Annotated in this window: 10 protein-coding genes; all 10 read right to left on the minus strand. The window is 71.4% G+C overall.

Annotation, left to right across the window (positions count from 1 at the left end):
- Window positions 1–32: 32 nt before the first annotated feature.
- Window positions 33–929: a guanylate kinase gene (gene gmk / locus QZL85_RS14910; RefSeq protein ID WP_295578222.1), complete on the minus strand. Its 897-nt coding sequence runs from the start codon at window positions 927–929 to the stop codon at window positions 33–35.
- Window positions 922–1785 carry an orotidine-5'-phosphate decarboxylase gene (gene pyrF / locus QZL85_RS14915; RefSeq protein ID WP_295578224.1) on the minus strand — a complete coding sequence of 288 codons (864 nt, stop codon included), beginning with the start codon at window positions 1783–1785 and terminating at the stop codon, window positions 922–924. The genes gmk and pyrF overlap by 8 nt, the downstream gene beginning before the upstream one ends.
- Complete coding sequence (gene carB, locus QZL85_RS14920; RefSeq protein ID WP_295578226.1) at window positions 1782–5069, minus strand: carbamoyl-phosphate synthase large subunit; 3288 nt, start codon at window positions 5067–5069, stop codon at window positions 1782–1784. The genes pyrF and carB overlap by 4 nt, the downstream gene beginning before the upstream one ends.
- Entirely contained in the window at window positions 5069–6214 is a 1146-nt protein-coding gene (gene carA, locus QZL85_RS14925) for a glutamine-hydrolyzing carbamoyl-phosphate synthase small subunit (RefSeq protein ID WP_295578229.1), read from the minus strand. The genes carB and carA overlap by 1 nt, the downstream gene beginning before the upstream one ends.
- A complete protein-coding gene (locus tag QZL85_RS14930; protein ID WP_295578233.1) occupies window positions 6211–6732 on the minus strand; it encodes a hypothetical protein in 522 nt (173 codons plus the stop codon). Before QZL85_RS14930 ends, carA begins: the two co-directional genes overlap by 4 nt.
- A complete protein-coding gene (locus tag QZL85_RS14935; protein WP_295578235.1) occupies window positions 6729–8033 on the minus strand; it encodes a dihydroorotase in 1305 nt (434 codons plus the stop codon). Before QZL85_RS14935 ends, QZL85_RS14930 begins: the two co-directional genes overlap by 4 nt.
- A complete protein-coding gene (locus QZL85_RS14940) occupies window positions 8030–9001 on the minus strand; it encodes an aspartate carbamoyltransferase catalytic subunit (RefSeq protein ID WP_295578236.1) in 972 nt (323 codons plus the stop codon). Before QZL85_RS14940 ends, QZL85_RS14935 begins: the two co-directional genes overlap by 4 nt.
- On the minus strand, window positions 8998–9543 hold the full coding sequence (gene pyrR, locus QZL85_RS14945) for a bifunctional pyr operon transcriptional regulator/uracil phosphoribosyltransferase PyrR (RefSeq protein WP_295578240.1): 546 nt from the start codon (window positions 9541–9543) through the stop codon (window positions 8998–9000). Before pyrR ends, QZL85_RS14940 begins: the two co-directional genes overlap by 4 nt.
- A 118-nt stretch (window positions 9544–9661) precedes the next feature.
- Window positions 9662–11242, minus strand: coding sequence for a Rieske (2Fe-2S) protein (locus QZL85_RS14950; protein ID WP_295578243.1), 1581 nt, complete (start codon window positions 11240–11242; stop codon window positions 9662–9664).
- Between the two features lie 80 nt (window positions 11243–11322).
- Window positions 11323–14265 carry a DEAD/DEAH box helicase gene (locus QZL85_RS14955; RefSeq protein WP_295578246.1) on the minus strand — a complete coding sequence of 981 codons (2943 nt, stop codon included), beginning with the start codon at window positions 14263–14265 and terminating at the stop codon, window positions 11323–11325.

The following is a 14265-nucleotide window of genomic DNA, read 5'->3' on the forward strand; positions in this document are numbered from 1 at the left end:
GGCATCCCACCAGTCTACCGGACGGGCGGGCGTCACCGCGCGAGCGCGGCGACCTGCTCCGCCGCGCGGGCGACCTCGTCGTTGACGACGAGATAGTCGAACTCCCCCTGTGACGCGAGCTCCCGCCGCGCGGTGCGCAGTCGCCGGGTCCGCTCCTCTTCGTCTTCGGTGCCCCGGCCGACGAGCCGCTGGACGAGCTCGTCCCAGCTCGGCGGCAGGAGGAAGACGAGGGTGGAGGCCGGTGCGGCGGCCCGCACCTGCCGCGCGCCCTGCAGGTCGATCTCCAGCAGCACGGTGCGACCCTCCGCGAGGGCCGCGTCGATGGGGGCCTTGGGCGTGCCGTAGCGGTGCTTGTTGTGCACGGTGGCGTACTCGAGGAGCGCCCCGTCGGCGATGAGCCGGTCGAACTCGGCGTCGCCGACGAAGAAGTAGTGCTCCCCCTCGACCTCGCCGGGGCGGGGCGCCCGCGTCGTCGCGGAGACGGACAGCAGGATCTCGGGGTGGTGCGACTTGATGTGCGCGGCCACGGTGCCCTTGCCGACGGCCGTCGGCCCGGCGAGCACGAGCAGCCGGCTGCGTCCGGTGCGCGGCGCGGGCTCCGGCCAGCGCCCGTCGAGGAACTCCTGCAGCGCGACGCGCTGCCGCGTCCCGAGCCCCCCGAGCCGCTTGACGGGTGAGATGCCGAGTTCGGCGAGGATGCGGTCGCGCTTGCCCTCTCCGATCGCCGGGATGGCGGTGAGGAACTCCGGCACCCGCATGGCGCCCGCGGGCGACGCCGGGTCGGCCAGGGCGCGGCGCAGCAGCTCCTGGGGCGTGATGACGCGGGTGGTCACGTCGCGCTTGAGCGACGCGCGCTCGCGACGGGCGGCGACCGCGCGACGGGATGCCGCTGCCCGATCGACCTCGGGGGGACGCTGTCCGTCAGCCACGGCGACTCTCCTGCAGTTCTTCGTTGTGGGCATCGATCGCGGCGGCGAGACCGTCGGGTCCCGCACCGAGGATGCTGCGGCTCGCCGAGGCGAGCACCTGGGGTGCGAGCGCGCCGAAGAGGCGGCCCAGGTCGGTCAGGCGCGCGCCCTGCGCGCCGAAGCCGGGGGCGAGGATCGGCGCTGCGGCGAGCGTCTCGGCGCGCAGGCCCAGCTCGTCGCGGTCGATCGTCGCGCCGACGACGAAGCCGACCGGGCCGAGCACGTCGTCGCCCCGGACCGCGGAGCGGTTGGCCGCACCGGCGTGGGTCGCCACCCAGTCCGCGACGGTCTGCCCGCGCTCGGCGTCGACGACGGTGACCTCGGCGGACTGCAGCCCCCGCGCCTCGGGGTTGCTCGTCGCGGCGAGGACGAAGAGGCCCTTGCCGCCGCGGACGGCGTGCGCGATCGTGCCGCGGAGCGCGTCCGGGCCGAGGTACGGACTGACCGTCACGGCATCCGCCTCCAGCGGCGAGCCGGCAGCGAGCCACGCCTCGGCGTACGCGTCCATCGTCGATCCGATGTCGCCGCGCTTGGCGTCGGCGATCACCAGGAGCCCCGCGTCGCGGGCGGCGCGCAGGACGACCTCGAGGGCCGCGAACCCGGCGGACCCGTACCGCTCGTAGAACGCCACCTGCGGCTTCACGACGGCGACCCGGCCGGCGGCGGCCTCGACCACGCGTAGACCGAACTCGCGGGCACCGGCCGCGTCGGCATCCAGACCCCATTCGGCCAGCAGCGACGCGTGCGGGTCGATCCCGACGCACAGCTGGCCGCGCTCCGCCATCGCGGCGTGCAGGCGCCCGCCGAATCCGCTCACGCCGAGGCCGCCCGGTCCGCCGCGTACTCCTGCAGGCTCCGGACGCGGAACCCTTCCCGGAGCACGGGGAGGGCGCTCACGGCCGCGCCGAGCACCGCCATCGTCGTGAACAGCGCCTTGTCGGCGGCGACCGCCGCGGCGCGGATCTCGTAGCCGTCGGCGCGGGCGATGCCGCCGGACGGCGTGTTCACGATGATGTCGATCTCGCCGGCGTTGATGAGGTCGACGACGTTGGGCTCACCGGACTCGTGCGTCGCGGAGTACTTGTTCACGACCTCCACGCGGATGCCGTTGCGCGCCAGGACCTCCGCCGTGCCCTCGGTCGCGACGAGGCGGAAGCCGAGCTCCTGCAGCCGGTGGGCGGGCAGGATGACGGCGCGCTTGTCGTCGTCGGCCACGGAGAGGAACACGGTGCCCGACGTCGGCATCCCGCCGTACGCCGCCGCCTGGCTCTTCGCGAACGCGGTCGGGAAGTCACGGTCGATGCCCATGACCTCGCCCGTGGAGCGCATCTCCGGGCCGAGCACCGAATCGACGGTGTGCCCGTCGGCGGTGCGGAACCGCTTGAAGGGCAGCACCGCCTCCTTGACCGCGACGGGGGCGTCCAGCGGCACGCGCGAGCCGTCCTGTGCCGGCAGCAGTCCCTCGGCCTTCAGCTCGGCGATGGAGGAGCCGGCCATGATGCGGGCGGCCGCCTTCGCGAGCGGGATGCCGAGCGCCTTGGAGACGAACGGGACGGTCCGCGAGGCGCGCGGGTTCGCCTCGATGACGTAGAGCACACCGGCCGAGACGGCGAACTGCACGTTCAGGAGGCCCCGGACGCCGACGCCCTTGGCGATCGCGAGGGTCGCGATGCGGACGCGGTCGATCTCGTTGCGACCCAGCGACATGGGCGGCAGGGTGCAGCTGGAGTCGCCGGAGTGGATGCCGGCCTCCTCGAGGTGCTCCATGACGCCGCCGATGTAGAGCTCCTCGCCGTCGTACAGCGCGTCGACGTCGATCTCCACGGCGTCGTCGAGGAAGCGGTCGACGAGCAGCGGCGCGCCCTCGCCGATGATCGCCTGGTCGGCGACGCGGACGAAGTAGTCGCGGAGGCTGTCGGTGTCGTAGACGATCTCCATGCCGCGGCCGCCGAGCACGAAGCTCGGGCGCACGAGGACCGGATAGCCGATCTCCTCGGCGATCACGATGGCGCCGGCCTCGTCGGTGGCGGTGCCGTGGCGCGGGGCGATGAGCCCGGCCTCGTCGAGGAGCCCGGAGAACAGGCTCCGCTCCTCGGCCATGTCGATGGCCGCCGGCTGGGTGCCGAGGATCGGGTAGCCCGCGGCCTCGATCCCCTTCGCCAGGCCGAGCGGCGTCTGCCCGCCGAGCTGGCAGATGACGCCGAGGATCTGGCCGGAGCGGGCTTCGGCGTGCAGCACCTCGAGGACGTCCTCGAGGGTCAGCGGCTCGAAGTACAGGCGGTCCGACGTGTCGTAGTCCGTGGACACGGTCTCCGGGTTGCAGTTGACCATGACGGTCTCGTACCCGGCGTCGGCGAGGGCGAACGAGGCGTGCACGCACGAGTAGTCGAACTCGACACCCTGGCCGATGCGGTTCGGCCCGGAGCCGATGATGACGATCTTCTGCCGCTCCGACGGCGTGACCTCGGTCTCGGCGTCGTACGAGGAGTAGTGGTACGGCGTCTGGGCCGGGAACTCCCCCGCGCAGGTGTCGACGGTCTTGTAGACGGGGCGGATGTCGAGCCCGTGCCGGATGCCCCGCACCTCGGTCTCCTCCAGGCCCCGCAGCTGCGCGATCTGCGCGTCGCTGAAGCCGTGGTCCTTCGCGATCCGGATGGTCGCCTCATCCAGCGCGCCGGCGGCGGCGATGAAGTCCGCGACCTCGTTGATGAGGATCATCTGGTCCAGGAACCACGGGTCGATCTTCGTGGCCTCGAAGGCCTGCTCGAGGGTCGCGCCCTTGCGGAGCGCCTGCTGCAGCACGACGATGCGTCCGTCGGTGGGGACCTTCGAGATCTCCAGCAACTCCTCCATGGACCGCGGCTCGTCGCCCCAGTGGAAGCTCGAGCCGCGCTTCTCGAGCGACCGCAGCGCCTTCTGCAGGGCCGAGGCGTAGTTGCGGCCGATGGCCATGGCCTCGCCGACGGACTTCATCGTGGTGGTGAGGGTCGTATCGGCGTTCGGGAACTTCTCGAAGTTGAATCGCGGCACCTTGACCACGACGTAGTCCAGCGTCGGCTCGAAGCTCGCCGGCGTCACCTTGGTGATGTCGTTCGGGATCTCGTCCAGGCGGTACCCGATCGCGAGCTTGGCGGCGATCTTGGCGATCGGGAATCCGGTCGCCTTCGACGCGAGGGCCGAAGAGCGCGAGACGCGCGGGTTCATCTCGATGACGATGATGCGGCCGGTGGCCGGGTCGACGGCGAACTGGATGTTGCACCCGCCGGTGTCGACACCCACCGCGCGGATGATGTCGATGCCGATGTCGCGCAGCTTCTGGTACTCGCGGTCGGTGAGGGTGAGCGCCGGCGCGACCGTGATGGAGTCGCCGGTGTGCACGCCCACGGGGTCGACGTTCTCGATGGAGCAGACGACGACCGTGTTGTCGGCCGTGTCGCGCATGAGCTCGAGCTCGTACTCCTTCCAGCCGAGGATCGACTCCTCCAGGAGCACCTCGGTCGTCGGCGAGTCGCGGAGGCCCGCGCCGGCGATGCGGCGGAGGTCGCGCTCGTCGTAGGCGAACCCGGAGCCGAGGCCCCCCATCGTGAAGGACGGACGGACGACGAGCGGGTAGCCGAGCTCGGCGGCGCCGGCGAGCACCTCGTCCATCGTGTGGCAGATGCGGCTGTCGGCGACGTCGGCGCCCGCGTCCAGGACGAGCTGCTTGAAGATCTGGCGGTCCTCGCCCTTGTTGATGGCTTCGAAGTTCGCGCCGATGAGCTCGATGTCGTACTTCTCGAGGATGCCGTGGTTGTGCAGGTCGATCGCCGCGTTGAGGGCCGTCTGACCGCCGAGGGTCGGCAGGATGGCGTCCGGGCGCTCCTTCGCGATGATCGTCTCGATGACCTGCCAGGTGATCGGCTCGATGTAGGTCGCGTCTGCGAAGTCGGGGTCGGTCATGATCGTCGCGGGGTTCGAGTTGACGAGGATGACGCGCACGCCCTCCTCGCGCAGCACGCGGCACGCCTGGGTGCCGGAGTAGTCGAACTCGCAGGCCTGGCCGATGACGATGGGGCCGGAGCCGATGACGAGGACGGAGTGGATGTCGTCGCGCTTGGGCACTAGTTCTTGTCCTTCAGGGTCGACACGACGAGGTCGCGGAAGCGGTCGAACAGGTAGTTGGCGTCGTGCGGGCCGGCCGCCGACTCGGGGTGGTACTGCACCGAGAAGGCCGGGATGTCGAGGGCGCGCAGTCCCTCCACGACGTTGTCGTTGAGGTCGACGTGGCTGACCTCGACCCGGCCGTAGCCGTTCGGGCTGTCCGTGACGCCCTCGATCGGCGCATCGACGGCGAAGCCGTGGTTGTGCGCCGTGATCTCGACGCGGCCGGTCTGCTTGTCGAGCACCGGCTGGTTGATGCCGCGGTGGCCGAAGGGCAGCTTGTAGGTGCCGAAGCCGAGCGCGCGGCCCAGCAGCTGGTTGCCGAAGCAGATGCCGAAGAACGGAAGCCGCTCGTCGAGCACGGCGCGCAGCAGGGCGACGTGGTCGTCGGAGGCGGCCGGGTCGCCCGGGCCGTTGGAGTAGAACACCGCGACCGGCTCGATCGCGCGGATCTCGTCGATCGTGACGCTCTGCGGCAGCACGTGCACGTCGAAGCCGCGCGCGGCGAGGTTCGTGACGGTGGACTGCTTCACCCCGAGGTCGAGGACGGCGAGGTTGCCGAGGCGCTCGCCGACGGCGGGCGTCACCTGCGCCTCGGAGACCGACACGGCGGCGGACAGGTTCTGCCCCGCCATCTGCGGCGCTTCGCGGACCATGCGCAGCTGCTCGTCGGCATCCAGGTCGGCGGACTCGCCGGAGAACACCCCGCCGCGCATCGAGCCGGCGGAGCGGATGTGCCGGGTGACGGCCCGGGTGTCGATGCCGCTGATCCCGACGATCCCGTCGCGCTCGAGGGCGTCGTCGAGGGACTCCTGGGCGCGCCAGTTCGACACGACCCGCGAGGGGTCGCGGACGATGTAGCCGGCGACCCAGATGCGCCGCGACTCGGGGTCCTCGTCGTTCATGCCGGTGTTGCCGATGTGCGGCGCGGTCTGCAGCACGATCTGGCCCGCGTAGGACGGGTCGGTGAGGGTCTCCTGGTAGCCGGTCATGCCGGTGGAGAAGACGACCTCGCCGAGGGTCACGCCCCGCGCGCCGTACGCGCGGCCGGTGTGGCGGGCGCCGTCCTCGAGCACGAGGACGGCGGGGTCGGTGGTGAAGCTCATGCGTCGGTTCCCGTCGGGGTAGTGGAGGTCGGTGCGGGCAGGATGCCGGCGATCGCGTCGACGACGCGGCGTGCGGACGCGTCCTGCGCGCGCAGGTACGTGTCGACGAGCGTCTCGTCGGTCGCGTGCCAGGAGAGGCGGACGAGGCCGTCCTTCTCGACGACGCGGTCGATGGCGACGGTGGCCTGCCCGACCGAGGCGATGCGCTCGAGGGGCAGGAAGAGCCGCGGCTGGCCGGTGAGGTCGAGTGCGACGCCGAGGTCGGTCACGGTCACCGCGGCCCGGGAGCGGAACCCGAGCCCGCGGATGGCGAGGCGCTCGAGCGGCTCGTCGTGCCGGGTCGTGGCGACGTACAGGCCGTCGAAGACGGCGCGGGTGCGCGCGCCGTCCGGGATCTCCCCGACGGGGGCCGCGAGATCGCTGTCGCGGCGTGCTCGTCGTAGCCACGCCCACACGCCGAGCGCGATGAGGACGACCGCGAGGACGATGAAGATCAGGACGGCGGCTTCGCGGGTCATGCGCGCACCTCCGCGCGGAGGACGCCGCTTTCGACCGTGGGGGCGCCGCGGAAGAAGGTCCACTGCACCTGCCCGGGCAGCTCGCGGCCGACGTAGGGCGAGTTCGTGCTGCGCCCGTGCAGGTCGTCGCGTGTGAAGGCCCGCACCGGCGCCGGGTCGTACAGCGTCAGGGATGCGGGGGCGCCCACGACGAGCGGCGTGCCCGCATCGTCGAGGCGTCCGATGCGCGCGGGCGCCGTCGACATGACGCGGGCGACGTCGGCCCAGTCCAGGAGGCCCGTGTCGACGACCGCCTGTTGCACGACGCGGAGCGCGGACTCGAGGCCGACCATGCCGTTGGCGGCCGCCTGCCATTCGCAGGACTTCGCCTCGGCGGGATGGGGGGCGTGATCGGTCGCGACGATGTCGATCGTGCCGTCGGCGAGCCCCTCGCGGACGGCACGCACGTCCTCGTCGCGGCGGAGCGGCGGGTTGACCTTGTAGCGCGCGTCGTAGCCGCGGACGAGCTCCTCGGTGAGGAGCAGGTGATGCGGGGTCACCTCGGCCGTCACGTTGACGCCGCGCTTCTTGGCCCAGCGGATGATGTCGACCGACCCGGCGGTGGAGAGATGGCAGACGTGCAGGCGGGAGCCGACGTGCTCGGCGAGCAGCACGTCGCGGGCGATGATCGACTCCTCGGCGACGGCCGGCCAGCCGGCGAGTCCGAGCTCGGCCGAGACGGTGCCCTCGTTCATCTGCGCGCCCTCGGTGAGGCGCGGATCCTGCGCGTGCTGGGCGACGACGCCGTCGAACGCCTTCACGTACTCGAGGGCGCGCCGCATGATGAGCGGGTCGAAGACGCAGAATCCGTCGTCGCTGAACACGCGGACGCGGGCGCGCGAGGAGGCCATGGCGCCGAGTTCGGCGAGCCGCTCCCCCTTCTGCCCGACCGTCACGGCGCCGATCGGCTGCACGTGGACGTAGCCGGCCGCTTCGCCGAGCGCGAGCTCCTGCTCGACGACCCCGGCGGTGTCGGCCACGGGCGAGGTGTTCGGCATCGCGAACACCGTCGTGTAGCCGCCGGCGGCGGCGGCGCGGGAGCCCGTGAGGATCGTCTCGGACGCCTCGTAGCCGGGTTCGCGGAGGTGCGTGTGCAGGTCGACGAGTCCCGGCAGGGCGAGCAGCCCGTCGGCGTCCACGACCCGTGCCCCGGCGCGGCTGAGGCCGGTGCCGATCTCGTCGATGCGTCCGTCCGCGATCACGAGGTCGGCGGGCGCCGACCCCTCGATGCGGGCTCCGCGGATGAGGATGGTCTCGGTCACCGTGCGGCCTCCTCTGCGTTCGTCGTGTCCCGCTCGCCCGCCAGCAGCAGGTACAGCGCCGCCATGCGCACCGAGACGCCGTTCGCGACCTGTTCGAGCACGGTCGAGCGCGGGGAATCGGCGGCGTCGGCGGAGATCTCCAGACCCCGGTTCATCGGCCCGGGGTGCATGACAATGCTATCCGCCGGGAGCGACTCCACGCGCCGCGCGTCCAGACCCCAGCGGCGGGAATACTCCCGTTCAGTGGGGAAATAGGCGGCGTTCATGCGTTCGAGCTGGATGCGGAGCATCATCACGGCGTCGGGTCCCGCGGCCAGCGCCTCATCGAGGTCGTAGACGACGCGGGCCGGCCACGCGGACACGTCCTGCGGGACGAGGGTGGGTGGGGCGACGAGGGTAACCTCGGCGCCGAGTGTCGACAGCAGCCACACGTTGGAGCGGGCGACGCGGGAGTGCAGGATGTCGCCGACGATCGTCACGGCCATGCCCTGCAGGTCGCGCCCGCGGCTGTCCGCGCCGAAGCGGCGCTTGCGCATCGTGAAGGCGTCGAGCAGCGCCTGCGTGGGGTGCTCGTGCGTGCCGTCGCCGGCGTTGACGACTCCCGCGGAGATCCAGCCGCTCGTGGCCAGCGTCTGGGGGGCGCCGGAGGCGCCGTGGCGGATGACGACGGCATCCGCGCCCATGGCCTGCAGCGTCTGCGCGGTGTCCTGCAGCGACTCCCCCTTGGAGACCGACGACCCCTTCGCGGAGAAGTTGATGACGTCCGCCGAGAGGCGCTTGGCGGCGGCCTCGAACGAAATGCGGGTGCGGGTGGAGTCCTCGAAGAAGAGGTTCACGACGGTCTTGCCGCGCAGCGTCGGGAGCTTCTTGATCTCGCGGCTCTGGGTGTCGCGCATATCCTCCGCGACGTCGAGGATGCGCAGGGCGTCTGCGCGCGCGAGGGTCTTGGTGTCCAGGAGGTGCCTCATGATGCGATCGTCACCTCTTCGACGCCGTCGACCTCGGCGAGGAGGACGTTGACGCGCTCCTGGCGCGCGCTCGGCAGGTTCTTGCCGACGAAGTCGGGCCGGATGGGGAGTTCCCGGTGCCCGCGGTCGACGAGGATCGCCAGGCGCACGGCAGCGGGGCGGCCGATGTCCTGCAGGGCGTCGAGGGCCGCGCGGATCGAGCGTCCGGAGAAGAGCACGTCGTCGACGAGGATCACGGTCTTCCCGTCGATCCCGCCGGCGGGGATCTGCGTGGGCCGGGGCGCGCGCGTCGGGTTCCGATGCAGGTCGTCGCGGTACATCGTGATGTCCAGGGATCCGCTCGCGACGCGCGCTCCACCGAACTCCGAGACGAGGGCCGCCACCCGGTCGGCGAGGGCGACGCCGCGGGTCGGGATGCCGAGGATGACGAGGTCATCGGGGCCCTTGTTGGACTCGAGGATCTCGTGGGAGATCCGAGTCAGGGCACGGGCGATGTCGGCCGTGGACATCACGGTGCGGGGCTGCACGGTGGGCGTGCTCATCCGCGCTCCCTTCTCCGCCTCTCTGGACGGTGTTAAAGGTTGCTTCGACGAGATCAGCCTACCGGGCGCGCTCGCCTGCGACGAACCGGATGGATGGTCGTGCGCCGTGTTCGGCTGGTCAGACGGCGGCGGGCACCGTCGCGGCCTCTGTGATCTCGCCGTCGACGCTCCGCGACGCGCGCACGGGGTGGCCGTGCGTCGTCAGGCACTTCCCCGTGGCGAGGTCCCACTTCCAGTCGTGCAGCGAGCACGTGAGCACGCCGTCCTCGATCTTGCCGGTCTTCGACAGATCGGCGCGCAGGTGCGGGCACCGCCGCTGCACGGTCCAGTCGGCCAGATCGATGTCCTCGGACACGTCCGCCTGCTCGGCGTACCAGTTCTCCACGTACTCGATGCGGTCGCGGGACAGGCACTTGAGGAAGGTGTAGATGAACTCGTTGAACTTCCCGACGCGGCCGGCCTGGAACTGCATCGACAGGAAGATCGAGTTCGACCAGTCGATCTCGTGATCGGCGATGGTCGTGGAGACGAGGTCGGCGGGGATGGTGAACCAGTACCCGGTCTCCTCGCCCGCGTACTCGCGGACCTTCGCCTTGGGGAAGTCCACGACCATGTCGAGGTCGCCGATCGTGAAGCGGACGGGACCGCCGACGCCCGTGCGGATCGTGCGCGCGCGGCGCAGCAGCGGCTCCCACCACTCCTGGAGCGCCGCGAGCATCTCGGCCGGCGGCAGGACGGGCGCGCGCGAGGCGACCTCGTCGGCGATCTCCTGTCGGCGGGACGCGCGCTGCTCCTCGAGGTAGCTCCACTTGTCGCTGAAGATGCGCTCGATCTCGGCATCCGTGTACAGGCTCTGCTCGACGGACAGGTCGCCGCCCGAGAGCGTGACGACGGTGCCCGGGACGAAGATGTGCCCGCCGTACTGCGGCGCCTCCTCCTTCATCCGTGCCAGGAACTGCGCCTGGTCGGTGAAGATCGAGTCGTCCTCCTGGCCCAGGCCGTTGTAGCGGAAGAGGTCGTCGCGCAGGAACATCGGCGGGCCCGCCATGGGGAACACGTGCGGTGCGTCGACCTTGTCGATGTAGAACATGGCGCGCTTGTGCTGCGCTTCGCGCTTGAGATGCGCGAAGTTCCGCTTCGCCTCCTGCGGCAGGTCGTAGACCATCGGCCACCAGATGGCGCCGGAGAACTGCGTGAAGTACGCCTCGGGCTTGCCGAACGACAGCAGCTTCTCGAGATCCAGCGGATGCGAGTCGTTCTGGTTCAGGATCGAGGCGGTCCCATCGTCGACGGAGAGGCTGGAGTCGCCGATGGGACCGTCGCTGGGGGCGCGCAGCGGTGTGATCATGAGCTTCAGCGAGCCGCGCTCGATGATCTCGCCGGCGTGCGTGTACGTGATGTTGTCGTACCCGAGCGCACGGAGGTCCTGCTCGAGGTCGTCCGTCGGGTAGTCCGGCAGAAGGACCTCGATGTCCTTGGACACGTACCGCTGCAGCGCCCACGGGTCGAAGTGGTCGCGGTGGCGGTGCGAGATGTAGAGGAAGTCCGCGGCGCCGTAGCGCTCCCAGTCCAGGGCGCGGTTGTCCGGGAACACGAACCACGAGCCGTAGAAGGAGGACTTGACCACGGGATCGCACAGGATGCTGCCGCCCGTGGTCTCGATGAACATTCCTGCGTGGCCGAGACCGGTGATGCGCATGCTGAATCCTCCTGCCCCGAGTTTACGGGAGGCACCCGCCGACCCCGGGTGCCGAGCCGTGGAAAACGCGGACCGCGCGCTCAGTCCTCGAACAGGTCACGGATGTCCTCGGCCGTGAGCGCGCGGGAGAGCATCTCATCGTCGTCGAGGACGGCGTGGAAGAGTCGGGACTTCCGCTCCTGAAGGGCCAGGACCTTCTCCTCGATCGTGCCGTCCGCGATGAGCCGGTACACGTTGACCGGGCGGTGCTGGCCGATCCGGTGCGTGCGGTCGATCGCCTGCGCCTCGGCTGCGGGGTTCCACCACGGATCGAGCAGGAAGACGTAGTCCGCCTCCGTGAGGGTGAGCCCGAAGCCGCCTGCCTTGAGGCTGATGAGGAAGACCGGAGCGTCGCCGGCGCGGAACTCCTCGACCGTCCCGGCCCGGTCGCGCGTCGATCCGTCGAGGGAGACATGACGGATGCCGTGTGCATCCAGCGCCGCGGAGACGAGGCTCAGATACGAGGTGAACTGGCTGAAGACGAGCGCGCGGTGCCCCTCCGCGACGACCTCGTCGAGGCGCTCCAGCAGGGCGTCGAGCTTGCTCGAGCGGATGTTCCCGGCATCCACGAGGGACGGCGCCAGCGCGAGCATGCGCAGGAGCGTCAGCGAGCGGAAGACGATGAACCGGTTGCGGTCGAGGTCCTCGAGGAGCCCGAGCACCTTCTGCCGCTCCCGCTGGAGGACGGTGTCGTAGACGGCGCGGTGCGCGCTGCTGAGCTCGATGCGCAGCTCCTGCTCCTGCCGGGGTGGGAGCTCCGACGCGACGAGCTCCTTCGTGCGCCGCAGGACGAAGGGGCGGATGCGGTGGCGCAGGCGTTCGATCCGCCGCGCACGGTACGGGCCGCCTTCGACGTTCTCCGGGACCTTGCCCTGCTCGATCGGCTTGACGTACTCCTCGCGGAACCGGCGGGCCGAGGCGAACAGGCCCGGCGAGGTGAGGGAGAGGAGCGTCCAGAGCTCCGCGAGGCTGTTCTCCAGCGGGGTCCCCGTGACGGCGAGGGTGACGTCCGCGTGCAGCCCCGCCGCGGCCCGATACGCGCGCGTGCGTGGGTTCTTCACGAACTGGGCCTCGTCCAGGATCACGAGGGCCCACTCGGGGGCGGTGAACTCCGCCTCGTCGAGGCGCAGCAGCGTGTAGGACGTGACGATGATGTCGGCGCCCGCCGTGGCCACGGCCAGCGGCGTCCCGCGCGTCGCGGATGTCGAGTCCACGACCCGCACCCGAAGCCCGGGGGTGAACCGGGCGGCCTCCTCCCGCCACACCGACAGCACCGAGGTCGGTGCGACCACGAGGAAGGGTCGCCGCTCCCCCGTCTCCCGCGCGTGCGCCAGGAGGGCGAGCACCTGCAGCGTCTTGCCGAGCCCCATGTCGTCCGCGAGGATGCCGCCGAGCCGGTGCTGCCACAGGAACGCGAGCCGGTCGAAACCGTCCCGCTGGTAGGGGCGCAGCTCGGCGCGCAGTCCCGTGGGCAGCGGCGCCTGCTCGACCCGGTCGACGTTCCGCAGCGCGCTCGCCGCTTCCCGCCAGCTCACCGCCGGTGCGGAGATGTCCGCGAGGTCCTCGAAGTCCGACCAGAGCGCCGTCTGGTAGCGGCTGATGCGGGGCCCGGCCTCCCACTCGTCGAACCCGGCGGCTTCGTCGATGAGCTCGCGGAGACGGTCCAGGGCCGGGTGCGCGAGGGAGAAGTACCGTCCGTCGCTGAGCAGGATCTTCTTCCGGCGGAGGGCGAGGGCGGTGAACAGCGGTGTGAACGGGACGCGCCGGCCGCCGATCTCGACGATGATGCCCAGGTCGAACCAGTCCGGGTCCGTGGACTCGACGGTCGAGACGGTGATCCGCGGGTCGTCGGTGAGCTCGCGGTAGCTCCGCCGGGTACCCGTCACGACGACGCGGACGCCCTCGAGCGATTCGAGGAGGGGCAGGGCGCGTGCGCCGAACTCGGCGGCGTCGATGCCCCGCAGCGTCGCGGCCGGGGCGAACGGGAGCGGGACGGAGTCCGCCCAGGCGCGTTCGAGGGCGTCGGCCGCGGCGGACTCGGTGTCGTCGGCGGGCGGGTCGTAGGCACCGCTCCCCGCACCCGCGCGCTCCCAGCGGAAGGTGTACTCGATCGTGTCGCCGGGCCGGAAGGCCACCGCGGCGACGAGGGTCGTGTGCGGCGGGGCCGGAAGGTCGAGCTCCGGCGCCGGCGTGAGGTGCCGGGAGAGCGCGGGATACGCGTCGCGCACGAAATCGTCGACCTCCTGTGCGGGGACGATGATGGGCCCCGGTGACAGGAGCACCGCCCGCGCGGTCTCGCTGAGCGGGACGGGGGCGAGCGTCACGCGAAGGCGTGCGCCGTCCGGCGCGACGGCGTACAGGCCGCTGCGGGCCACGGGGCGCACGGTGGGCGCGTCCGCGGGGGCGCCGTCGATCTCGACACGCGGTGCGAGTCGGAGGCCCTCGTCCTCGCGCGTCAGGACGACGTCGACGTCCGCGCCGCGCGCGAGGGCGACGTCGAGGTCCTTCCGGGTGGGGACCACCGGGATGCCGAGTGCCGCCGCGGCGCCGAGGTGCACCCACAGGAGGGAGGCCTCGATGGTGTCGAGGGTCAGCCACTCCGAGGTGTCGGTGAACCCGCCGAGGATCCGGTCGTCGCGCGCGAGAGCGTGCAGCTCGGTGAACCAGCGCACCTGGGCCGCGCCCCAGCGTCGGCCACGTCCGCTGCGTCGCAGCGATTCCCACGTGACGTCGCCCTTGATCCAGCCACCGGCGCCGCGCATGAGCGGCCGGAGGCCCACGAGGAGGTCGTGCGGGTCACGCGCGAACCTCCGCGGCGTGACGGCTTGGATGCGGCGCGGCGCCCAATGCGCCTCCGCGGATGTCTCGCGCTGGCGCAGTTCGACGCCGAGGGCGAGCGATTCGACGGGTTCCGCGGGCGGCGACGGGAGAAGCGAGCGCCACGACGCTGCCGGCTCACCCGGCGTCGGGCGCGCGGCATCCAT

Source organism: uncultured Microbacterium sp. (assembly GCF_900078385.1).
In the GTDB taxonomy this organism is placed as follows: domain Bacteria; phylum Actinomycetota; class Actinomycetes; order Actinomycetales; family Microbacteriaceae; genus Microbacterium.

Excerpts from the sequence above, each read along its gene's own strand:
- pyrR (WP_295578240.1), bottom strand. The coding sequence starts at position 9,543 with ATGAGCACGCCCACCGTGCAGCCCCGCACCGTGATGTCCACGGCCGAC.
- carA (WP_295578229.1), bottom strand. The coding sequence starts at position 6,214 with ATGAGCTTCACCACCGACCCCGCCGTCCTCGTGCTCGAGGACGGCGCC.
- QZL85_RS14950 (WP_295578243.1), bottom strand. The coding sequence starts at position 11,242 with ATGCGCATCACCGGTCTCGGCCACGCAGGAATGTTCATCGAGACCACG.
- QZL85_RS14955 (WP_295578246.1), bottom strand. The coding sequence starts at position 14,265 with ATGGATGCCGCGCGCCCGACGCCGGGTGAGCCGGCAGCGTCGTGGCGC.
- QZL85_RS14940 (WP_295578236.1), bottom strand. The coding sequence starts at position 9,001 with ATGAGGCACCTCCTGGACACCAAGACCCTCGCGCGCGCAGACGCCCTG.
- QZL85_RS14930 (WP_295578233.1), bottom strand. The coding sequence starts at position 6,732 with ATGACCCGCGAAGCCGCCGTCCTGATCTTCATCGTCCTCGCGGTCGTC.